The sequence below is a fragment of the Gimesia chilikensis genome, assembly GCF_008329715.1.
GTDB classification, from domain to species: Bacteria; Planctomycetota; Planctomycetia; order Planctomycetales; family Planctomycetaceae; genus Gimesia; species Gimesia chilikensis.
Genome location: NZ_VTSR01000001.1, coordinates 539,937 through 562,404 on the forward strand (window position 1 = coordinate 539,937; position 22,468 = coordinate 562,404).

The window sequence follows — 22,468 nt, forward strand, 5'->3', positions numbered from 1 at the left end:
ACCGGTTCATCGTTCAGTCAACCTCAGTAAGTGAATTCATCAGATTGCGAGCCTTCAGAGCAGTCAGCCCCCTCTCTCACTTGACGCTGACTCTTCTATCGATCATCGTGAACTGGCTGGCTCGAGTCAATCCCGCCCCCTGCTTTCAGAGGAACCTGCTGATGACTGCACTCCCCACCGCCGAACCCCGGGAACTGAACCTGGATCCCGAACGGCTCAAACTGGCGCATCAACTGCTGACAGAATGGACGGACGCCGGCGATATTCCCGGCGCTGCCATTGTCGTCGGCCGCCATGGAAAAATGGTCGAACCAGTCTTCTTCGGCAAACAGGGGCCGGAAAGAAAAGCAGAACCGATTCGCCAGGATGGCATGTTTCTGCTCGCATCGATTACCAAACCCGTTGTTTATATGAGTGCCCTGCGTCTCGTCGAACGTGGCCAGCTGGTTCTATCCAATCCAGTCACGCATTACATCCCCGATTTCGCAGCGCACCATAAAGAATCAATTCTGGTCCACCATCTGTTCACACACACTTCGGGAATGCCTGATATGCTGTCGAACAATGTGGAACTCCGCCAGTCACTGGCCCCCCTGGATAAATTTATCAACGGGGCCATCTATGACACGGTTCCCCTGTTCCAGCCTGCGGGCACCGGACTCAGCTATCAGAGCATGGGCACGTTAATCGTGGCTGAAATTGTACAGAGACTCACGCGCAAAACCATCGCTCAGCACGTTCGTGATGAAATTATCAAACCACTGGGACTCAACAGCACCTGGCTCGGACGGGGTGATTTTCCTCGCGAGCGACTGGTGCGGGTCGAAACGCCCGAGTACCAGGCCGGTTCTCATTTCGGCTGGAACAGCAAATACTGGCAGGACCTCGGTGTCCCCTGGGGAGGCATGTTCGCTTCTCCTGCAGATATGGCGGTCATCTGTCAGTGCATGCTGAATTATGGCGAAGTCCAGGGAACGCAACTGCTCTCCCGCTCCATGGTCGAGATGGCCACGACCAACCGTCTGGATGACTATCCCGATCTGCCCGAATCAATCCGCCGCTCCCAACCGTGGGGACTGGGCTGGAGATTGAATCATCCGGGGCAAAGCGGCAGCTGGGGCAACCTGCTCGACCGCAGCGTCTTTGGACATACCGGCGCGACAGGGACCATGGTCTGGATGGATCGTCGTCGTGACGGCTTTGCTGTTCTACTCACGACGGCAATCCGCTCGCGAGCTCCCTGGCGACTGGTGCAGCTTTCAAACATCATCGCATCTGCATTCATTGAACCCGCGAATCTTTAACAGCGCTCGAAAATTTAACCTGCGAAAACTCTGATACGTTAAAGTCGACCGCATATTCAATACGATGGAGAGAAAAATAACGAAACGTTAAACATTGCCTGTTTCACTTGGGATAAGATAGCCCGTCTGGGTTCCACCTGCTTTGATTTGGCCGCAGTTCCGTTTTTTTTCCAGAATAGAAATTGATCAATTCCCATTCATTAATCACACTATTGAACTATACTGAGTCATTAACCTGACTTAGCCGCTCCTCATCACGCAGCAGACATCTTTAGCATATCAGATTCCAGGCATTGTTTATGAACTCTGTGATACCTGTTCTTGACCCCGCGTCGCCACAGGCAGAGGCAATCAACAACTTGTTTCTTCAGGTCTTATTGATCAGTGCCGTCATCTTTGCGATCGTGACTGGGCTGATCCTGATTGCCATTTCAAAAGGCCGCCGCCGCCAGACTCTTCCCGATCAGAATTTTGGCAGTGAGAAAGCAGAAATCGCCTGGGTCATCGGCCCGGTCATCATTGTACTCTGGCTGGTTGCCATCAGTGCAAACCTCGTCATCACCCTCAACGCCATACCTGATGTAAAACCACAAAGCGCAGACAACGCCGAGGAAGTTCAGGATGTCGAACTGATTATCACCGGACACCAGTGGTGGTGGGAGGTCGAGTACCCCAAAGCGGGTGTGATCTCCGCCAATGAAATTCATATCCCTGCCGATCCCAAACGGAAATTTCGCATCCGCATCAACTCGGATGACGTGATCCACAGCTTCTGGGTCCCACAGCTGGGCCCTAAGATTGACGCCATCCCCGGACGAGACAACTACCTCTGGCTGCAGGCCAGCAAGCCGGGCACTTATCAGGGCCGCTGCTCCGAATACTGTGGTGCCCAGCATGCCTGGATGAACTTCTTAGTCATCGGTGAGAGCGAAGAAGAATACCAGAAGTGGATCGCCGGACAACAAAAGAAACCCGAAGCGACAACGCTGATCTCCCCCCTGGCCATGGCTGGTCGAGAATACTTTTTCAAAGCGACCTGTCCGCGGTGTCATAAGATCGCAGGCACCTCAGCCCAGGCCATGATCGGCCCCGACCTGACTCATTTTGCGACGCGCAGCGAAATTGGTTCAGGCGTTCTGACCAACTCCACTGAGAACCTGACCCTCTGGCTCAAAAACCCCCAGGCGGTCAAACCCGGTTGTAAAATGCCGAACTTCAAGCTCAGTGAACAGAATCTTAAACAACTCGTAGCCTACCTGGAGACACTCAAGTGACGACAGGATCTGTTGAACAAGCCGACTATACCAGCCTCAAGTCCCCCGCGAACTACACGCGGCTGCTCGACTGGGTCAGTACGCTGGATCATAAAAAAATCGGCATCATGTACATCCTGACTGCCGTGTTCTACCTGGGGATCGGCGGCTTCGAAGCCCTGTTGATGCGGATTCAGCTTGCGCTGCCCAATAACACGTTTCTTGGGCCGAAAATGTTCAACCAGTTATTCACGATGCATGGGACTACCATGGTTTTCCTGGTGGGCATGCCCATACTGACGGGGTTTGCCAATTATTTTGTCCCCCTGATGATCGGTGCCCGCGATGTCGCCTTTCCACGTCTGAACTCGTTCGGCTTCTGGATCTTTTTCTTCGGGGCGGCACTATTGCACTTCAGCTTTCTGACGGGTTCCGCACCTAACGCCGGCTGGTTCAACTACGTTCCCCTCTCCACCAAAGCTTACAGCTCTCTGCAGGGAGTTGACTACTGGATCATCGGCCTGCTACTCATGGGGATTGGCTCCGTGTCGGGGGCGATCAACATCTTTGCCACGATTATCAGCCTCCGTGCGCCCGGCATGAGCCTGCAGCGGGTCCCGCTGTTTGTCTGGATGATGCTCATGCAGGTGATCCTGATCATCCTCGCTCTGCCGGCACTGAACTCGGCCCTGGCCATGTTGCTCATTGATCGCTGGCTGGGCTCTCCCTTCTTTGATCCCAGTCGCGGCGGTTCCGCAGTACTCTGGCAGCATTACTTCTGGATCTTCGGACACCCTGAAGTCTACATTCTGATTCTGCCCGGCTTCGGTATGATCAGCGAAATCATCCCCGTCTTCTCCCGCAAACCCATCTATGGTTATACCTTCGTCGCTGCTTCCTCAGTCGCCATCGTCCTCCTCGGGTACGGGGTCTGGGCGCACCACATGTTTGCTGTCGGCCTGGGCATGTATGCTGACATCTTTTTTGCCGTCGGTTCGCTGCTCATCGCGATCCCCACCGGTATTAAAGTCTTTAACTGGACAGCCACCCTCTGGGGCGGGGAAATCAATTTCAACACATCCCTGCACTTCGCTGTCGCGTTTCTGCTGCAGTTTGTGATCGGAGGATTGACCGGCATCATGTTCGCTGCGGTCCCCATCGACTGGCAGCTCACCGACACCTACTTCGTCGTCGCACACTTTCATTACGTGCTGATCGGCGGCCTCGTATTCGCCCTGTTCTCCGCCACCTATTACTGGTTCCCCAAAATGACCGGCCGGATGCTCAACGAGCGACTGGGGCTCACCCAGTTCTGGCTCTGGGTCATCGGATTCAACATGACCTTCATGGTTCAGCACTTCCTGGGCATGATGGGCATGCCCCGCCGTGTTTATACCTATGCCGACAATCCCGGCTGGGCACTGCTGAACGGAGTCGCTTCACTGGGAGCCCTCTTCATGGCCGTTGGTACTCTGGTGTTACTCTGGAATATCGCCGTGAGTCTCAAACGCGGTAAAATCGCCGGCGACAATCCCTGGGATGCCTTTACCCTCGAATGGGCGACCACTTCCCCGCCGCCCACTGAGAACTTCGAAACGGTTCCCGAAATCAAGAGCCGACGTCCCGTCTGGGATCTGAATCATCCCGAAAATGCAGACTGGAAAGTAGAAACCACTCCCGAAGACAAAGGCCGCCGTGGTAATCTTCCCAAGATCGCTGCCTGGGCTTTTATCGCTTCGGAGGCGGTCTTCTTCCTGCTGCTGCTGGTCGCCTATGTAGTCTTCAATACCCGCAGTGCGGAAGAGGAAGTCACGTCTGCCGTTCTGGACGTCAAACGGACCGGTATCTTCAGCCTGTTCCTGATTTCCAGCAGTGTCACCTTCTGGATTGCAGAACGGTTTCTGAAACGGGGGATGCAGAAAGCATTCAATATCTCCCTGGGACTGACGATCCTGCTGGGTATCACCTTCCTCTGCGGTCAGGCCTGGGAATACACGGGTCTCCTGATGGATAACATCACTATTAATACCGATCTGTTTTCAGCCACATTTTTCACCGTCACCGGCTTTCATGGCATCCACGTGACCGCGGGTGTGATCGCCCTGATCGTGATGCTGATCCTGGGCCTGAAAGGCAGCCTGACGGCCCGGAAATCAAACGTGTTCGCCGCCGTTGGCGTCTATTGGCATTTCGTCGATGTCGTCTGGATTGCCGTCTTTGGAATTATTTATCTGGGACTTCTCCAATGAGTTCATACTTCGATCTGACAAGCGAATTATGGAAATGGAGCTCGCCGATCTGGCTCCTGGTGCTGGCCCTGACCGGCCTGTACCTCGTCTGTCTGCGCGGACAGTCAGGCAAACAGATCGCCTGCTTTGCCCTGGCTCAGCTCACGCTGGCCCTGGCCTACATCTCTCCGATCGGCGTGCTTTCTGACGGTTACCTGTTCAGCGCACATGTCGTTCAGCATCTGGCCCTGCTGCTGATTGTTCCACTGCTGCTCCTGCTCAGTCTACCATCCTCTGCGATGGAAACCCTGTTTCAGAATCCGCTACTCAACCGCATCGGCCATGTGCTCGCGGTTCCTTTTCTGGGCTGGCTCAGTGGCCTGGGTGTGATGTGGTTCTGGCACATCCCTTCCTTCTGCAGTGCTTCAACTGAGAGCTACTCACTGGGAATTGTCCGCGACGCTACTTTTCTGCTGGCCGGCCTGGCATTCTGGTGGCCCATCTTCTCCCCCGTTAAACGCTTTCATCTTCCCTCAGCACAGGCTGTCTTGTACCTGTTCTCAGCTTGCCTGGGATGTACGCTTCTGGGAATCTATATCACATTTACCGTCATCTCGGTCTGCCCGGCCTTCGCGAACCCCGTCGATCGCATCGGAATTCTGAACATGCTCTACGACCAGGGACTGACACCTGCCACCGATCAGAAACTGGGCGGCCTGCTGATGTGGGTTCCCCCCTGCTCGCTCTATGTCACAGCCATCATGGTCACACTCAGACGCTGGTATGCAGACATGGAACCCATGGCGGCACCTGACACAACAGGCTCCTTGAGGGAGGCACATCGATGAACGAGACCACAACCGCGGAAACAGAGACCGAAACAGAAGAACCGGAACTGCGACCGACCTATGCCCCTGCCGCGTTGTCCATGGGAATCATGTTTGCCTTCTGGGGAATTCTCACTCACTGGAGTATGTCCCTGATCGGAGGCCTGATGATGTTCGGCGCCATCTGGGCCTGGATGCATGAGATCCGCACTACATGGAGTAAAACACCTTGAACAGCGATCAGCCCACAAACGAAACACCCTGCTGTCAGCAACAACAGCGCAGAACCTTTCTGGCCCGACTGTCGATTGCCCTCTCTGCAGTCATCGGTGTCATCATCGCTTTGCCCGGCATTGGCTTTGTACTCGCCCCGGTGTTCCGTAAACCCAAACAGAAATGGCGGAAAGTCGGCAAGCTGGATGATTTCAAAGTCGGCGGGTTTGTGCTGGTACAGTATGAAGACAGTTCTTCCGTCCCCTGGGCAGGCATCACAGCCAAAGAGGGTGCCTGGATCCGCCGCGCAAGTGAAACCGAGTTCATCGCCTTTTCGATCAACTGTCGGCACCTGGGTTGCCCCGTCAGATGGGTCGATGATCCCCGGCTGTTTATGTGCCCCTGTCACGGAGGCGTGTATTACGAAGATGGGACCGTCGCCGCTGGTCCACCACCAGAGCCACTGCAGCGACTGAATGTTCGCATCAATAATGGTCAGGTTGAAATTGAATCCGGGCCGACACCATTGACACTGACCAAAATCACTTGAAATCACCTTTGAAAAGCGAGTAGCCGGCTGAATGAGCAAGAATCCTCTGATGCGAACCTGGAACTGGATCGACAATCGAATCGGATATTCCGATTACATTGTGCCGCTCATGGTGCATCTGGTCCCCGACAGTGCCCGCTGGTGGTACATCTTCGGGAGTGCGACACTCTGTGCATTCATGGTGCAGGTTTTCACCGGGGTCTGCCTGGCGATGGCCTATGTTCCCGGTGGTGAAAAAACCTACGAGAGCCTCGTCTATATCACCAACACTGCTCCCCTGGGCAACCTCTTGCGCGGCATGCACTATTACGGTGCCTCCGCGATGGTCATGCTGGCCGTCATCCATATGATCCAGGTCTACATGCATGCCACCTACAAATACCCCCGGGAAATGAACTGGATGAGCGGCGTGGTCCTGCTGTTTGTCGTGCTGGGGATGGCCTTCACCGGACAGTTGCTCCGCTGGGACGCCAATGGTGTCTGGTCCGTCACCGTGGCCGCAGAAATGGCGGGCAGAACCCCCATCATCGGCCCTACAATCGCCCACTTCATCATGGGTGGGGAAACGGTAGGTGGCTCGACCATTACCCGCTTCTTCGCCATGCACGTGTTTATCATGCCGGCGATTATTTTCGCGGGTATCGGACTGCACATGCTGCTGATCATGCGGCACGGTATCTCCGAAATGCCTGATGCCAACGATCCGGTCGACCCGGAGACCTATAAAGAGAAGTACGAAGAACGCATCCACAAAACCGGGGTGCCGTTCTGGCCGGACGCCATGTGGCGGGACATGATCTTCTCCACCATTATCGTGGGCATTATCCTGGGCTGCTCCCTGTTTCTCGGTCCGCCGACTCTCGATCCGCCACCAAACCCGAGTAGCATCAACGCGAACCCCTTGCCCGACTGGTACTTCCTCTGGTACTTCGCCGTGCTCTCGCTTCTGCCGCCGAAACTGGAAACCTGGGTCATTCTCGGTGTGCCGATCCTCGGCTTCCTGGGACTGTTCTTCCTGCCCATGATCTCCAATAAAGGACACCGGGCACCTTCTAAACGTCCCTGGGCCGGGGGAACCGTAATCTTCGGCTCCGTGGCCTTTCTCGTACTCACCATTTACGGTTACAAAAAACCCTGGTCACCCGATTTCGGTGTGAAGGAATTACCGGCTTCCGTTGTCGGCACCGATCAGGGACCATTGATGGAAGGGGCGAAGCTGATGCATATCAAAGGCTGTCTGTACTGCCACGACATCAGTGGATACGGCGGTCATCGTGGTCCCGAACTCACCGAAATCGGCAAGTTGCTCACCCGCGACGATTTGATCATTCGGATCAACAACGGTGGACACAACATGCCGGCGTTCGCCAGCTCTATCAGCTCCGATGAGCTGCACCTGATTGTAGATTTCCTGTTAACCCGGGGAGTAGACCAGGATCAACCCATCCTGAACGGGGACTCTCCCTGATCAGCCCGGGTTGCATTCATCAATATTTCGACACCACTGTTCTCGTTTCTGACTGGTCAATCACATGAGATACTCGGCTTTCATCCTGTCTGTGCTGCTGACCCTGCTGTTTTTTATTCTGGGCCTTGCCGTTGATGACTGGTTTTTCTGGCCGCTGATCGTTCTGGCGCCACTCTCCCTGCTGGGAGTCTGGGACCTGGTCCAGACCCGACACAGCATCACCCGCAACTATCCAATCATGGCACACCTGCGGTTCCTGTTTGAAATGATCCGACCGGAAATCCATCAGTACTTTATCGAAAGCAATATCGATGGCCGTCCTTTCAACAACGATGATCGCTCCCTGATTTATGAACGCTCCAAAAATATTGATGGCCTCAAACCCTTCGGCACCGAACTCGACGTCTACGGCGATGAATACGAGTGGCTCAACCACTCCATGGCCCCGCGCCCCCGTTCCAAAGAACTGTTTCGCACGACCGTCGGCGGACCTGAGTGTAAGCAGCCTTACTCCTGCTCCATTCTGAATGTATCTGCCATGAGCTTCGGTGCCCTTTCCGCCAATGCAATTATGGCTCTGAACGCGGGCGCCAAAAAAGGGAACTTCTATCACTGTACCGGCGAAGGGGGCGTAAGCCCATATCACCTGAAGCCGGGCGGCGACCTTGTCTGGCAGATCGGAACCGGATATTTCGGCTGCCGGAACCATGACGGCACTTTCAATCCCGATCTGTTCCAGGAACAGGCGGCTCATGAAACCATCAAAATGATTGAGATTAAAATCTCGCAGGGTGCCAAACCCGGTCACGGGGGCGTGCTCCCCGCTGCCAAAATCACCCCCGAGATCGCCTCGACCCGAAAAGTCCCCATGGGTGAAGACTGTATCTCACCTCCCGGACACTCCACTTATTCAACCCCCATCGGTCTGTGTGAATACATCGCCCAGCTGCGGGAACTCTCCGGAGGGAAGCCGGTCGGCTTCAAACTCTGCATCGGACATCCCAGTGAATTCCTCGCGATCTGCAAGGCCATGATGCAGACCGGTATCCTGCCCGACTTCATCACCGTCGATGGTGGCGAAGGGGGCACCGGGGCCGCCCCGCTGGAATTTTCCGATAACATGGGGATGCCCTTAAAGACCGGGCTGATCTTCGTGCACAATGCTCTCGTCGGCTGCAATCTCCGCGACAAAATCAAAATCGCTGCCGCTGGCAAAGTCAGTTCCGCTTTCACACTGGCCCGCTGCCTGGCCATCGGTGCCGACTGGTGTAACTCCGCCCGCGGTTTCATGATGTCCGTCGGCTGTATTCAGGCTCAGGCCTGTCACACCAACGAATGTCCGGTCGGCGTCGCCACCCAGGACAAGGGACGCCAGCGGGCACTCGTCGTACCGGATAAGAGCGAACGTGCCTACAATTTCCATCATAATACGATGGAAGCCCTGACCGAAGTCATCGCTGCTGCCGGCCTGGATCATCCCAATGAATTACGCCCCTGGCACATCTATCTCCGCCCGAAACGGACCGAAGTTCTCTCCTACTATGAAGCCTTCGACTTCCTCAAACCGGGAGAACTGCTCGAGGACTGCCCTTACCCCGTTTACAGTAAACTCTGGAATCTGGCGTCTGCAGAGACCTTCGAATCCCATCATGGCTGAGCCCCGGCCCCGGCCTGGCAAATCCGAAATACTGTTCAGTAGTATTCCATGAAAGCTCTGATACCATGCCCGCATGGGCACGACTTTGATTGGACATATTGACTCGGACTGCTTCTACGTAAGCTGTGAAAGAGTAAGATCTTACACACTGCGCGGCGTCCCCTGTGGCGTTCTGGGCAACCAGGGAGCCTGCGTCATCGCCAAGAGTTATGAACTCAAATCCTACGGAGTTAAGACCGGCCACCCCATCTGGGAAGCCAAGAAACTCTGTCCCCACGCCGTCTTTGTCAAACGGGATTTCCGCTGGTACGAAGTCATCTCCCGTCGCCTGCTGGACCTGCTCAAAATGGTCAGCCCCCGCGTCGAATACTACAGCATCGACGAAATGTTCTTCGACGCCGGCGAACTCCAACGCTACTTTCAACTCCCCCTGCAGGAAGCCACCCGGGCCCTGCAGACGCTGGTCCAGGATGAGGTGGGGGTCCCCGTTTCTATCGGCATCGCCCCTTCACGAGCCCTGGCCAAGCTGGGCAGCGATGCCGCCAAACCGTTCGGCGTGCGCATCGTCGACAGGGAGAACTGCGAAGCCTTCCTGCGCTCGCAGCCGGTCGGCGAACTCTGTGGCATCGGTCGGCGGAGCGAACGCAAATTGCAGGACCGCAATATTCACACCTGCTGGGATTTCCGCCAGGCAGACCGCCTGCTGATCCGCGATCTGCTGACCATCAAAGGTGAAGCCCTCTGGTGGGAACTCCGCGGCGACTCTGTCACACCGATTCAGACCAGTCGGCCTCCCCACAAAGCGATTGCCCGCGGCGGTTCCTGTGGCGGCAAGACCAGTGATCCCGAACGGATCCGCGCCTGGGCCGTGCGGAATATTGAACGACTGATTGAAGCCCTCGACCATCACCGCGTCTACGCCCGGCACATCAGCCTGCAGATCGACGCCAACAAGACCGCGCTCTGGCTCGGACGCACGCCGCTGGCCGTCCCCTCCGCATCCTTTCGCACCATTTATGACGCCGTGATGCCCATGCTGGCCGCCGCCCCGCAAGACCACCTCGTCAGCCACATGCACATCATCGCTGAAAATCTGGTCTGGCGGGACCGGATTCAAAAATCGCTCTTCTTCGAAGACGCCCAGAGTCCCCTGGATCAGATCAAACGCAACATCAACCAGAAACTGGGCCGCTTCGCGATCCGCAGTGCCGAAACACTGCCCCTGCATGAAATCTACCACGACACGACTCACAACTATGACATCTGTGACATTTCAGGAAAGATGTGCTTCTGATGTGTACTGCAATCACCCTGGCCTGGCGTGAAATCCCCCGTAAACTGATCCGTCGCTTTCAACTGGAAGAACGTGTCATTCAGCGTTCGGAAACCGCCGACAAGGAAATCCTGTTCCTGCAACGACACCGCCAGCCACTGCTCCCCGTCTTTTACCAGGGGGAACTGCAGATCCTCCCCTGGGGCAATCGTCAGCGCAACAGCAGCGCGCCCCTCGCCTGGTGGTGCGATGTCGCCACGCTCCAGTCGGGCGCCTGGGCCCAGTATCACCCGGAGCCGGTCGAAATCCTGGCCAACTTCGGACTTGAGCGGGGTGTCTGGTTTCTGATCCGCGAAGGCCTCCAGGGCGTCCTGATCCACGACCAGCGGGAACAGCCCTCTGTCTACCTGCTCCTGCAACCCGCCTCACACTACTACCAGGTCATGACCGGCTACCACCGCGAACCCGTCTTTCTGGGCGAACAGATTTGAGACAGAAAAGTCCAACGGAACATTTTTCTGCTAGAATGCCTGGTGTATTAAGGGAAGGATGAAATAATGTCAAATCCTGAAGAGGAAGCAGAGATGGATGCCACTCCCGAAAACATACGGGCCTGGGCTAAAAAAGATCCAAATACTGAATGGGTTCATCAAGACTGGGATATGGAGGTAGCACAAGCGAAGCATGCAGACCTGATCTTATCTCTGGTCGAGGAAGACTGCCCTCAGAGTGATTTCTTTGTGAGCTGTCTGTATCTACTTGTTGGTTCATACTTCACTACCAACGGGAAATCTATTTCGCGCAACCAGATAGATGAGTTACTGAGTCAGGGAGAGCAGAGCACAAACCAGAACATACAACACTGGGTAAATCGCTCCCGTGCCTTCCTTTTGAACCCAGAAAAGTTTGGACGAGACAGTTGGGCGGAAGGAGGCTGGGCACTAGATGAGAATATCTGGCGTTTACCAGATGAGGAAAGAGTAGCCATCATCGAAGAAATTACAGCAGCCTTTCATGGAGTAGCTCGGGGAGAGATCACGCTCCATGAAGCGGATGTATGGGACAATTATGGTTCTGAGGAAGAGGCAGAACAGGCCCGCAGCCTGGACATCGATAGCTGCTGGGAAGATATCCCGGAAGCATGGATCGAAGAGTGTTCGAGTGCCCTGCCTTTTCTTGACCCGCAAAGCTGGCGATATTACATCCCGGCCTACATGATCTGGACACTGAAAAACTACGAGAACAGCGATTCCATTGTAGCCGAATGGACGGTTTATACCTTTTGCATCCTGAACCGCTCAAATCATGAACCAGATTCAAAAGAGAAAGACCTGGAACGCTTTCTGCAGCTCAACCAGAAACAGTCGGCAGCCGTGTATCTGTTTCTGAAGTATATGGGAGAGCATTATCTTGATGCTGCAGAGGAAGCAATCCAGCAATACTGGAAAAAGTTCTCACCTGCTGAGGAAGATTAACCTGTTGAACACCCGACAGGCACGCATTATACTCCAGCAAAATCCCCCTTCACTCAGGAGAAACAAAGATGAATGGATGCCGCCTTTATACTGCTGCCAGTCTGATGCTGCTCACCACGTTCCTGACCGCCTGTCAAAAATCAACGCCTGCGCCCCAGCAGGAAGAGCCTGGGATTACCGCCGAGACAGAAATTATCCCCGAACCGGATGCCGGCTCGGAAAAACAGCAGCTGAATGTCGCCATCAGTACGGACATCGCTCCTTACGTGATGAAGAACGCCACAACAGGCATCGAGGTCGATATCGCCACCCGGGCCCTGCCCGACTACAAGCTCAACTTCATTCAGATGCCTTATGCGAAACTACAGGCCGCAGTCGCCGAAGATCAGGCCGATCTCGCTTTGGGCGTACAGCAGTTTAAAGACGTGGAAGGCATTTTCTACTCCGATAATTTCATCGACTTCACGAACGCCGCCATCACCAAAAAATCAGCGAAGCTCAAAATCGAAAAGATCGCCGATCTGGCCGATCACAAGGTTCTCACCTGGCAGGATGCGTACCGCGAACTCGGTCCGGAATTCGAAAAAATGTTCTCTCCGGATTCCCCGCAGCGCAAGAACTACGTCGAAGTCGCCGACCAGGGTCAGCAGGTCAAACAGTTCTGGGAAGACAAAGCCGCCGTCATCGTCATCGACAAAGCGATCTTCAACGCCATCAGTCAGGCCACCGGCCACAAGCTGGACGAAGTCGAATACCATGCCATCTTCCCGGAAACCACATACTTCAAAGCCAACTTCGAAGAACCCTCCGTACGGGATGCCTTCAACGCCGGCCTGCAGAAACTCTGTCAGAGCGGAGAATATGCGAAGCTGCTCAAAAAGTATAACATCGACCTGCCCGGCACCATTTGTGACCAGAAATCGAAACCGTGACTGAAATCACTTACCTGCAGGGAGATGCCACCCAGCCGCAATCGAAGGGCAACAAGATCATTGCACACATCTGCAATGATCTGGGCGGCTGGGGCAAAGGCTTCGTACTGGCAATCAGTAAACGCTGGCCGGAACCCGAAGCCGAATACCGCCTGTGGCACCGTGAACGCGCCAAGAATAGTTTCGGCCTGGGCGAAGTGCAGTTTGTGAACGTCGAGAAATACATCTGGATCGCCAACATGATCGGTCAGCGCGGCATGAAGACCGGCAGTAAAGGTCCCCCGGTCCGTTATCCAGCCATTGAACAGTGCCTGGCAACAGTCGCCGACAAAGCGGGGGAACTCTCCGCCTCCGTCCACATGCCCCGCATCGGCTGCGGCCTGGCCGGCGGCAAGTGGAATCAGATCGAACCATTAATCCAGCAGACCCTCTGCGCCGCCGGAATCGAAGTCTTTGTCTATGACTTCGGTTAACTGAATCCCGCTCACCTCGTTCTCTCAACTCACTTTTCCAGTGCCGCTCAAAATAATTCTTGACACACCACTACATCGCATTATGATATACCTGATTAGAAGGTAGTCCTGTTCAGGAAGAATCAGCATGCAAAGTTGGATGAGCCAGTTACGGAAAGGGGTCACGGAACTGACAGTGCTGGCTGCGCTCCGCCAGGGCGAAGCCTACGGTTACGAGTTGCTTCAGCGGATTAACCACATTGAGGGACTGGCACTCACCGAATCGACCGTCTATCCGCTCCTGGCCCGTTTAAAACGGGAAAAGTTTGTCAGTGTCCGTGTGGCTCCCTCTCCCTCAGGACCACCCCGCCGTTATTACAAACTCACGGCGACTGGTCAGATACGTTTACAGGAAATGCTGGGTCAGTGGAAGTTAATGGGAAACGCCGTCAGTCAATTAGTGGAAGGAGAACCGGAATGAATCACACACAGTCCAATCTGACCGATGAAGTTCGCAGCCCGCTGGATGAGTACCTGGACGCAATCGAACAGGTACTGGCGGAAACTGGAATCTCGCGTTCTGAACGCCACAATATATGTGATGAAGTCGAAGCCCAGGTTCTGGAAATGGCCTGGGAACGCAGAGGGACTCAACCTGACAGACAGGACATCAGTGCGATTATTGCCGAACTGGATGATCCCACTGCCTATCGAGACAGGGATGAAATGACAGCTGCTGCAGATTCACCACTAAAAATTACGCAGCGCAGGCGTCACCCGTTAGCGATGACCGCCTTACTCCTGCCTGTCGCAGGATTGCTGCTGGTCTTCACTCCCCTGGCTCCGCGAGGAGAGTTATTCACGTACGCGTGGTTTGCCATCATCGGCTTTCTGAGCATCGTCTTCGCAGGACTGGCTTCGCGCGATATACGCCTGACACCAGAACGATACTCCGGTACGGGGATCGCCATTAGCGGAGCCCTGTTCCTGCCAGTCGTCATCCTGGTAACACTCTTCGTCCTGCAAATCACCTGAGGGAAATGCAGACCAGCGGGCCTTACTCAGTCGCCGACGCCGAAATCGCTGTTGAACGCGTCCTGAACAATCCGGCGTTCGTGTCGCTGGTGAGCGATATAGCTGGTAATCCAGTCGCGTAGTTCATCGCGCAATTCACTGGCAATCTGTTGCATTTTCTGCAGCGGCTGTGAATCACGCATCCGGGTCCGCAGCTGATTCAGCTTCCGCAGGAGTTCACAGCGTTCCCGGTAAAGGTCTCTGACCTGTCCCTGCCAGTTCGGCTGTTCTTCCAGTACCTCTTCCAGGTAGCCACCTTCGTCCTGTAACTCGAACTCGCGAGGCATCGCGGACAAAAGCGTGTCCAGCACTTTCGAGATCCATTTCCAGGCGGCGGCGTCGCCATCTGCTTCATCCAGTAAATCCAATAAGTCGCCAAGTAGAATATATTCCAGTGCGGAAATCTCTTCTAACGCACCATCGACCACAAGGCTTGTCTGTTTTCTGTTCATAAAAACTCCTTTAGCGGGCGAACGAACTGCAGAAAGGCGATCGCCCTGTTACTGGATTGATTGATGTTCCGTAGGCAACTCCTGTTTTTTTCAGCGCGACCAATCAAAGAGAAATGAAATAAGAACGCTCGCTGTAGCAGTCAATAATTTACCATTCCGACTCACAGTCGTCAAAAAAATCTTTTGTTTCGCAGACAGAGGGCCCCTTTATAAACATCATTCACATTTTCAATTCTGTACACTTCCAGCTCCGAAAGTCACTACAAATTAAATGACTTAGGTCTCGGTGAATCATTCCCAATACGGGCCTGCTGGCGATGGATTCTGAATTCTGCCTGCGATAAACTGGAAGGACCATTCTGTGTTTCTCAATCATCCCCTCAGCCAGGAGATCAGCCGATGCCAGTGACAACCGGAATGAAAGGGGGCGGCTATTACGATGCTAACTCCCGCGAACAGCGTTCCGCTTCGGATTCGTTTCTCCCCTGGCTGGAAGCAGCGATCGCCGACCTGCCCGCACCGACGGAAAGTCAGTCCAGCTGGAACGTACTCGACATCGGCTCCTCGGAAGGTGCCAACGCCATTTATACGATGAACCGGGTTGTCGCTGCCTTACGTCAACACACCGACTTACCTGTCTGGGCCCTGTTCGATGATCTGCCCACCAATGACTTCAACCAGCTGTTCCTGAATCTGTTTCCCGATCAGACCCCCGCACTCACCGCCCCCGATGTCTATACCGCAGCCATAGGTGGCTCGGCTTTCGGCAGGCTGGTGCCACCGCGCACTCTGCACGTGGCTACCACGTTCAATGCCATCGGCTTTTTTGACAATAAGCCGCAAGCGCAACTTCCCCACTTCGTTCTGGCAATGCAACCTAATCCTCGTGCGTCTCGTGAGGGAGTCTCGGTCACTCCTGAGGAACTGCAGCCTTTCCAGCAGCAGGCCCATCAAGATCTGTGTGAGTTTTATACTGCCCGGGCCGCGGAACTGATCCCTGGTGGCAAACTGCTGATACAGGTCTTCGGACGAAATGAGAACCACTCTACCGGTCACGGAATCTGCGATGTCCTGAGTGACGCCCTGCTTGACTTTGTGGAAGCCGATCTGTTACCACAGATGTTCTACGAAGAGTTTCTGTTCCCGGCCTACTATCGCAGCACACAGGAACTGGCCTCCCCCATCGTACAGGTACCTGAGCTGGCATCTGCATTTCGGATAGAACACCTCGCCGACATCGATGCCCCGGTCCCGTTCAATGACGAATTCGCCCGCACAGGAGATCGCAAAGCCTGGGCGAAAAGTTATACCGGCTTCCTGCGGGCATTTACGGAACCGGTGCTGGCGGCAGCCTTGCCTGCAGAGTTGGTCGCAGAACAGATCGTCGATAAAATATACCAGAGAATTGAACAACTACTGGCAGACAATCCCGAACGGTATGAATTCCACTTCATTTCGATCGCCGCTCTGCTGACACGACTTTGACCAGCGACCATCAGACAGGAAGGATCTCATGTCTTCTGAACCAGCATATAATAAACTGACTCCCGAAGAAGAATACGTGATTCTGCACAAGGGGACGGAACGTCCGTTTGTGGGTGAATACACGGACCTCAAAGAGGAAGGCACCTTCATCTGCCGACGCTGCAACGCCCCGCTCTACCAGAGTGCCGATAAATTCCAAAGCCACTGCGGCTGGCCCAGTTTCGATGATGAACTGCCCGACGCCGTCGATCGCTTCCCCGACCCCGACGGCATGCGCACCGAAATCGTCTGTCATAACTGCGGGGGCCACCTGGGACACGTCTTCCTCGGCGAACGAATGACCGACAAAAACACCCGGCACTGCGTGAATTCCATCTCAATGAAATTCGTTCCCGCCGGCGAGTCTCTTCCCCCGGTCGTAAAAGGCGAAAACGCCTGAGCGATCAGGAACTGCAGGACAGCATCGAACAGCCGGGACGATTCCGCGCCCACTCCGGTCGCTTCTCCGCATACTGTTCGCGCTCGGGCTGCTCATCATACGGCTGCCGCAAGACATCCAGTAATTCATTGACCAGGGAGAAATCGCCCTCTTCGGCTTTATCGATGGCCAACTGCGCGAGGTAATTCCGTAACACGTATTTCGGATTGATCAGATTCATCCGCGTTCGGCGTTCTGCTGTTTCAGTCCCATCCTGCTTCAGGCGATTCTGATAACTCCGTAACCAGTCGCAGATTTGTGTCTGAATGTCGCCGGTTACCTTCTCGGGAGCATAATAAGCATCCCGGAGTGGAGCGAGCAGCGTCTCATCATCCAGATCCGCGTCTGTCTCTAAGAGTGCCAGTTTACGGAAGAAGATCGTCATGTCGGTTTCCACCAGTTGCAGGACTTCCTGCAGTGATTCGATCAACGGCACATCTTCATCGGCCTGAAACGAAGTCAGCCCGAGTTTCTCAACCATCATCTGCTGCCAGCCCTCCTGGAAGCGGTCAGCATATTGATCCAAAGCCTCTTGCAGCGGTTCGACTTGTTCGATCAGTGGATAGAGTGCATTCGCAAACTGGACCAGGTTCCACAGTGCAATCTGCGGCTGGTTACCGAAGCGATAGCGGCGTCCTGAAGCATCGGTAGTATTCGGTGTCCAGTTCGGATCGAAATCTTCCAGCCAGCCATAGGGGCCATAGTCGATGGTCAACCCCAGGACCGACATGTTATCTGTGTTCATCACGCCATGTACGAAACCGACGCGCATCCAATGAATGATCATATCCGCGGTCCGGCGGCAGACTTCCTCAAACCAGGCCAGGTAAGTATCTCGCCCTGGATCTCCGAGGCCGGGGAAATCGGTTCGGATCGTATAGTCCACCAGTTTTTTCAGCGTTTCAATTTCGCCCCGAGCGGCAAACAGCTGGTAATTGCCGAACCGTAGAAAGGAAGGCGCAACACGACAGACCACCGCGCCGGGCTCCATCTGGGGATTACCATCATAAAACATATCCCGCTGCACCTCTTCGCCGGTGAGTACCAGGCTGAGTGCCCGCGTGGTGGGTACTCCCAGGTGATGCATGGCTTCGCTGCACAGAAACTCGCGCACCGATGACCTCAGCACCGCCAGGCCATCCGCCATGCGGGAATAGGGAGTCGGGCCCGCTCCCTTCAGTTGCAGCGTCCAGTGCTCCCCCCGCGGGTTGACCACTTCACCCAGGTTGATGGCTCGTCCATCCCCCAGCTGACCGGCCCAGTTGCCGAACTGATGTCCGCCGTAACACATGGCAAACGGATCCATCCCTTCCAGCAGCTTATTACCTACAAAGACCTGAGCAAACTCTGACGACTCGACCGCTTCCGATGAAAGTCCCAGGACCTCGGCCATCTCTCGCGAATAAGCGACAAGCTGCGGCTCCCGGACGCTGGTGGGAGACACACGCGAATAACAGGCCTCACTCACCTGCCTGCGATAATTCTTCGCCTCAGGGTCCGCGGGCAGCGCACGTGTAAACTGGTTATCAAACTCAAGCTCTTCCAGACTCTGGATCATTTTTTGACTGTTCATAACGCTATTTTAGCACTCTGCACTCGAAACGAAAACCCGGGGATATTTTACCAGAAGCCGGTGATCGAGAGTCGCGATACAATACCAAGCACTTTTGCTTTAAAAACGTCAGACCATAAAACATCAGGCGTCGAGATTTCTCGAATGATCTTGTATACCAGTAGTGAATCTGCCATAGTTAACATAAACCATCCTTGATCCATCCCCATCACTCCGCCTCAGAGTGATCCACCCTCTGCAAACCAGATTTCAGGAGGTCCGCCATGACTCTCATGAATCGCCGTCACTGGCTGCAACAGGCATCAACAACATCACTCCCCCTGCTCCTCTCAGGCAATGCCTTCGCTGCGGAAACGAACTCACGCCCGCAGCTTCCAGTCGCAGCCATCGTGACCGAATACACGCCCAACTCACACGCCGATGTCCTGGTAGGCAAAATTCTGGAAGGCTTCCAGCAACAGGGAGGTCCGGGCCCCGATCTAAAACTGGCGGCCCTCTATACCGATCAGGTTCCCGAGCGAGACATGAGCCGCGCCCTGTCCCGGAAATATGAATTTCCCATCACAGACACGATAGAAGAAGCAATCACGCTGGGAACAAAGCAGGTACAGGTAGCGGGCGTCTTAATCGTTGGCGAGCATGGCGACTACCCTTACACCCCCAACACGAAACAGCACATGTATCCCCGTAAGCAGTTCTTCGACGCAATCACCGCCACATTTCAAAAGTTCGGCAAATCGGTGCCCGTCTACAACGACAAGCATCTCGGCTATCGCTGGCAGGATGCGAAAGCCATGGTTGACACGTCGCGCAAAATGGACTTTCCCCTGATGGCAGGCTCCTCGCTGCCGGTTGCCTGGCGACACCCTACACTGACGCTCCCGGAAAATTGTGAAATCGAATCGGTACTGACGATCGGCCGCGGTAATTTCGAAGCGCACGGCTTTCACGCCCTGGAAGCACAGCAGTGCCTGATCGAACATCGTCGGGGTTCTACCGGCGTCATCGCAGTCGAAACGGCACAGGGCAAACAGATCTGGGCAGCTGAGCAGGCAGGAAAATGGAATCGCGAAATGCTTAAAGCTGCCCTGGCCGTGATACCTAATGTCGCGAAAGGCAAGTGGGAAGAGATTCTCAAAGACGACAGTGCCTTCTACTTCCTGGAACATCAGGATGGGTTAAAAAGTACCGTCGCGATGGTCAACCGACTCGGCCGGCATTACGCGGTCGCCGTCAAATTGAAGGGTGAGGACCAGCCGCGAGCCACCTGGATCAAGCTTGAACTGGATCCGCCGTTCGGGCACTTCGCCTACCTGCTGAAAGCCATTGAGCACATGATCCACACAGGCCAACCCGCTTACCCGGTCGAACGCACACTACTCACCACCGGCATTCTGGACACGGTCATGCATAGTCTGGCAGCAGGGGGCAAACGCATAGAGACACCGCAACTGGCCATCGACTACGAAGCAGTCCGCTGGCCGTACGCGAACCAGAAGACCTGAGGGGTTTACCCAGTACCTTATGTCAGTTCTTCGCACAGTCTCCGGGCCAGAACGCTGACCTGTTCAGCCTGCAGGCACAACGGATTGATCGTCAGAATTCCTTCGTGTAGACGTGCGTGTCCGACGTAAATCGGCGGCGTCCCTTCCCGTAACTTGCGGCAGATCTCAAAGGCATCACGGTCTTCCACCTGAATTTCCAGGATCGGCCAGCGCTGTGGATTTACCGGAATTACCAGGTAACAAGAAGCACGAACATCGGCTATCTCTACTTCCTCTGCCACTTTTTCTAACCAGCTGCGATATTCCAGGTTCTGCGCGTCGTACGCCCCTGAGGCAAACAGATCGAGGGCCGTCAGGACTGCGATAATCTCTTCCTTGGAGACCTTGAGCGCCCTGCCAATCCCATGCCGTGGCAGGCCTTTCAGTTGGGAGGCATCAATCAGCCCTTCCGCCGGCGACCAGAGTTCATAATGATCGTCCATGTCCAGCATCTGTAAAGCAGCGGAAGAGATCAGATCGCGTTTACCACACAATAGCCCAGTGGACTGTGGTCCGCGGATCGCCTTTCCTCCACTGAAGGCAACGAGGTCGGCTCCGGTCGCAGCGATTTCCCGCAGATTCTCTCGAGGCGGCAGTTCCCCGGCGGCATCAACAATCACGGGTAATCCATGTTCGTGCGCCACCTGGACCACTTCACTCAACCCTGGCGCAGAGTCTGCTGCATGCACATAGACGATGCCCGCAGTCCGGTCTGTAATCGCCGCTGCATATTCCCAGACCTCAGTGCGTCGGACTCCCGCATTGGAAACGATCTCATTAAAACCAACCTCGACCAGCCGGGCTCCTGCCGCCCGAATCGCATGGTCGTAGCCACTGCGCTGTTCCCGTGCGATGATGAATTCGTGAGGAAACTCATCACAGTGAGGCAGCTGTTCTATCCGTCTGAGATTGTGCCCCGCCAGAATCGCCGCGGTCCCCAGTGTCAAAGCGCCCGCGGCACCGGAGGTCACCAGTCCCGCTTCGGTTCCGGTCTGGGCAGCAATCTTTTTGGAGGCAGCGGCCTGCAGCTGTTCCAGGGGCACCCACTCTTGTGCCCCCTGGTGAAACGCCTCAAGCACCTCTGCAGGCATTGGCGCGCCCCCCAGTCGGGTCACACTGCCACAGGCATTGATTATCGGTTCCACTCCCAGTTCCCGGTAAACACTCATCAGCGTTGCTTTCTCTTCGGACTGAAAACTCGAGTAAACTCAATTCGGTTGCCCCGACACCTCTCACCGCAATAAAGCTATATTCAGAATATTTTCACGACTGATGCACGGGACTGTACGAACAAGTAGTATCAGCCATTTTAACAGACAACGAAATCGCAGGATAGAAACCAGAGATGATCTATCGAAGCAGTTTTGGGGATTGTATAATTCATCTCTGACGCCAGATCGTCTGTATTGAGAACGAACGGTTCCACATCCAGTCGCAGACGGTTTTCTGGTCAGCCAACTGGGAATCAGGGGCCTCTGAATGGAAAATACGACTCAGTCTAAAACCCGGATCATGATTGTGGACGATCATCCGATTGTCAGGGAAGGCTATTCCCGGTTGATCGAACGTGAAGGCAATCTGCAGGTATGTGCTGAGGCTGACAGTAAATCCGTCGCCCTGAATCAGATCATGAACGATCCGCCCGATCTGGTAATCGTCGACATCTCTCTGAAAGATGGCAGTGGACTGGAGCTGATCAAAGACATCAAGGCCCAGTTCAAACAGATCAAAATGCTCGCCGTCTCCATGCACGACGAAAACCTGTTTGCCGAACGCTGTATTCGAGCCGGCGCTCTGGGCTTTGTCAATAAGCAGCAAGCCCCCGAACAACTGGTCACCGCCATCCATCGGGTACTCTCGGGAAAAGTTTTTCTCAGCTCCGAAATTACAGAACGCATGATCTGCCGTTCCATCGGATCAGAGAATTACAGCGAAGAGTCTCCCATTGAAACGCTCTCCGATCGCGAACTGGAAGTATTCGAACAGATCGGTCTGGGAGAGACGACACGCCAAATCGCCGAAAAACTGAACCTGAGCCCCAAAACCGTCGAAACTTATCGGGAAAACATCAAACACAAGCTGAACCTCGATAATGCGACAGAATTGATCCGCAATGCGATTCAGTGGGTCCTGGAAAAGAAATAGTACTTCCGCGACAGGGCGACTTATACCCGGGCACAGGCCTCTTTACTCTCACTTCCCCTTGTTGTTACAGATCCCCTGGAAATCT

At 54.8% G+C, this 22,468-nt stretch carries 22 protein-coding genes; 19 read left to right on the plus strand and 3 right to left on the minus strand.

Going from position 1 to position 22,468, the window contains the following annotated elements; translation table 11 throughout:
• Positions 1–161: 161 nt before the first annotated feature.
• The 15 genes from FYZ48_RS01875 (at position 162) to FYZ48_RS01945 (ending at position 14,667) form a co-directional block, all read left to right on the plus strand.
• On the plus strand, positions 162–1,304 hold the full coding sequence (locus FYZ48_RS01875) for a serine hydrolase domain-containing protein (RefSeq protein ID WP_187781831.1): 1,143 nt from the start codon (positions 162–164) through the stop codon (positions 1,302–1,304).
• Positions 1,305–1,603: 299 nt separating this feature from the next.
• The gene (gene coxB, locus FYZ48_RS01880) at positions 1,604–2,578 is read left to right on the plus strand and encodes a cytochrome c oxidase subunit II (protein ID WP_149336949.1); all 975 of its coding nucleotides are present in this window, start codon (positions 1,604–1,606) and stop codon (positions 2,576–2,578) included.
• Positions 2,575–4,806 carry a cytochrome c oxidase subunit I gene (gene ctaD / locus FYZ48_RS01885; protein ID WP_149336951.1) on the plus strand — a complete coding sequence of 744 codons (2,232 nt, stop codon included), beginning with the start codon at positions 2,575–2,577 and terminating at the stop codon, positions 4,804–4,806. Before coxB ends, ctaD begins: the two co-directional genes overlap by 4 nt.
• Positions 4,803–5,633, plus strand: coding sequence for a cytochrome c oxidase assembly protein (locus FYZ48_RS01890; RefSeq protein WP_149336953.1), 831 nt, complete (start codon positions 4,803–4,805; stop codon positions 5,631–5,633). Before ctaD ends, FYZ48_RS01890 begins: the two co-directional genes overlap by 4 nt.
• Positions 5,630–5,845, plus strand: a complete 216-nt coding sequence (locus FYZ48_RS01895) for a hypothetical protein (protein WP_145038004.1) — start codon at positions 5,630–5,632, stop codon at positions 5,843–5,845. The genes FYZ48_RS01890 and FYZ48_RS01895 overlap by 4 nt, the downstream gene beginning before the upstream one ends.
• Positions 5,842–6,375, plus strand: a complete 534-nt coding sequence (locus FYZ48_RS01900; protein WP_149336955.1) for a QcrA and Rieske domain-containing protein — start codon at positions 5,842–5,844, stop codon at positions 6,373–6,375. The genes FYZ48_RS01895 and FYZ48_RS01900 overlap by 4 nt, the downstream gene beginning before the upstream one ends.
• Before the next feature lie 31 nt (positions 6,376–6,406).
• Positions 6,407–7,843, plus strand: a complete 1,437-nt coding sequence (locus tag FYZ48_RS01905; protein ID WP_149336957.1) for a cytochrome b N-terminal domain-containing protein — start codon at positions 6,407–6,409, stop codon at positions 7,841–7,843.
• Positions 7,844–7,907: 64 nt separating this feature from the next.
• Complete coding sequence (locus FYZ48_RS01910) at positions 7,908–9,500, plus strand: FMN-binding glutamate synthase family protein (RefSeq protein ID WP_149336959.1); 1,593 nt, start codon at positions 7,908–7,910, stop codon at positions 9,498–9,500.
• A gap of 73 nt (positions 9,501–9,573) precedes the next feature.
• A complete protein-coding gene (locus FYZ48_RS01915) occupies positions 9,574–10,794 on the plus strand; it encodes a DNA polymerase Y family protein (RefSeq protein WP_198422169.1) in 1,221 nt (406 codons plus the stop codon).
• On the plus strand, positions 10,794–11,264 hold the full coding sequence (locus tag FYZ48_RS01920) for a hypothetical protein (RefSeq protein ID WP_145181487.1): 471 nt from the start codon (positions 10,794–10,796) through the stop codon (positions 11,262–11,264). The genes FYZ48_RS01915 and FYZ48_RS01920 overlap by 1 nt, the downstream gene beginning before the upstream one ends.
• A 66-nt stretch (positions 11,265–11,330) precedes the next feature.
• Complete coding sequence (locus FYZ48_RS01925; RefSeq protein ID WP_149336961.1) at positions 11,331–12,248, plus strand: DUF6714 family protein; 918 nt, start codon at positions 11,331–11,333, stop codon at positions 12,246–12,248.
• Between the two features lie 68 nt (positions 12,249–12,316).
• Positions 12,317–13,180, plus strand: coding sequence for a substrate-binding periplasmic protein (locus FYZ48_RS01930; protein WP_149336963.1), 864 nt, complete (start codon positions 12,317–12,319; stop codon positions 13,178–13,180).
• Positions 13,177–13,653: a macro domain-containing protein gene (locus FYZ48_RS01935; protein ID WP_149336965.1), complete on the plus strand. Its 477-nt coding sequence runs from the start codon at positions 13,177–13,179 to the stop codon at positions 13,651–13,653. Before FYZ48_RS01930 ends, FYZ48_RS01935 begins: the two co-directional genes overlap by 4 nt.
• Positions 13,654–13,780: 127 nt before the next feature.
• Positions 13,781–14,113 carry a PadR family transcriptional regulator gene (locus FYZ48_RS01940; protein ID WP_149336967.1) on the plus strand — a complete coding sequence of 111 codons (333 nt, stop codon included), beginning with the start codon at positions 13,781–13,783 and terminating at the stop codon, positions 14,111–14,113.
• A complete protein-coding gene (locus FYZ48_RS01945; protein ID WP_149336969.1) occupies positions 14,110–14,667 on the plus strand; it encodes a hypothetical protein in 558 nt (185 codons plus the stop codon). The genes FYZ48_RS01940 and FYZ48_RS01945 overlap by 4 nt, the downstream gene beginning before the upstream one ends.
• Before the next feature lie 26 nt (positions 14,668–14,693).
• Here the strand turns inward: FYZ48_RS01945 and FYZ48_RS01950 are convergent, their stop codons facing one another.
• Complete coding sequence (locus FYZ48_RS01950; RefSeq protein ID WP_149336972.1) at positions 14,694–15,158, minus strand: hypothetical protein; 465 nt, start codon at positions 15,156–15,158, stop codon at positions 14,694–14,696.
• A gap of 399 nt (positions 15,159–15,557) precedes the next feature.
• Here FYZ48_RS01950 and FYZ48_RS01955 point away from each other — a divergent pair, with 399 nt between their 5' ends.
• Together FYZ48_RS01955 and FYZ48_RS01960 are read left to right on the plus strand one after the other, a co-directional pair.
• A complete protein-coding gene (locus tag FYZ48_RS01955; protein ID WP_149336974.1) occupies positions 15,558–16,643 on the plus strand; it encodes a cyclopropane-fatty-acyl-phospholipid synthase in 1,086 nt (361 codons plus the stop codon).
• A gap of 28 nt (positions 16,644–16,671) precedes the next feature.
• On the plus strand, positions 16,672–17,082 hold the full coding sequence (locus FYZ48_RS01960; RefSeq protein ID WP_149336976.1) for a methionine-R-sulfoxide reductase: 411 nt from the start codon (positions 16,672–16,674) through the stop codon (positions 17,080–17,082).
• Between the two features lie 4 nt (positions 17,083–17,086).
• On the opposite strand, the gene FYZ48_RS01965 is transcribed toward FYZ48_RS01960, so the two are convergent.
• The gene (locus FYZ48_RS01965) at positions 17,087–18,694 is read right to left on the minus strand and encodes a protein adenylyltransferase SelO (protein ID WP_149336978.1); all 1,608 of its coding nucleotides are present in this window, start codon (positions 18,692–18,694) and stop codon (positions 17,087–17,089) included.
• A 263-nt stretch (positions 18,695–18,957) separates the two neighbouring features.
• Here FYZ48_RS01965 and FYZ48_RS01970 point away from each other — a divergent pair, with 263 nt between their 5' ends.
• A complete protein-coding gene (locus FYZ48_RS01970) occupies positions 18,958–20,199 on the plus strand; it encodes a hypothetical protein (RefSeq protein WP_149336980.1) in 1,242 nt (413 codons plus the stop codon).
• Between the two features lie 17 nt (positions 20,200–20,216).
• Here the strand turns inward: FYZ48_RS01970 and FYZ48_RS01975 are convergent, their stop codons facing one another.
• Positions 20,217–21,407: an aminotransferase class V-fold PLP-dependent enzyme gene (locus tag FYZ48_RS01975; protein ID WP_149336982.1), complete on the minus strand. Its 1,191-nt coding sequence runs from the start codon at positions 21,405–21,407 to the stop codon at positions 20,217–20,219.
• Positions 21,408–21,717: 310 nt separating this feature from the next.
• Here FYZ48_RS01975 and FYZ48_RS01980 point away from each other — a divergent pair, with 310 nt between their 5' ends.
• Positions 21,718–22,383 carry a response regulator gene (locus tag FYZ48_RS01980; RefSeq protein ID WP_149336985.1) on the plus strand — a complete coding sequence of 222 codons (666 nt, stop codon included), beginning with the start codon at positions 21,718–21,720 and terminating at the stop codon, positions 22,381–22,383.
• The last annotated feature ends 85 nt before the right edge of the window (positions 22,384–22,468 follow it).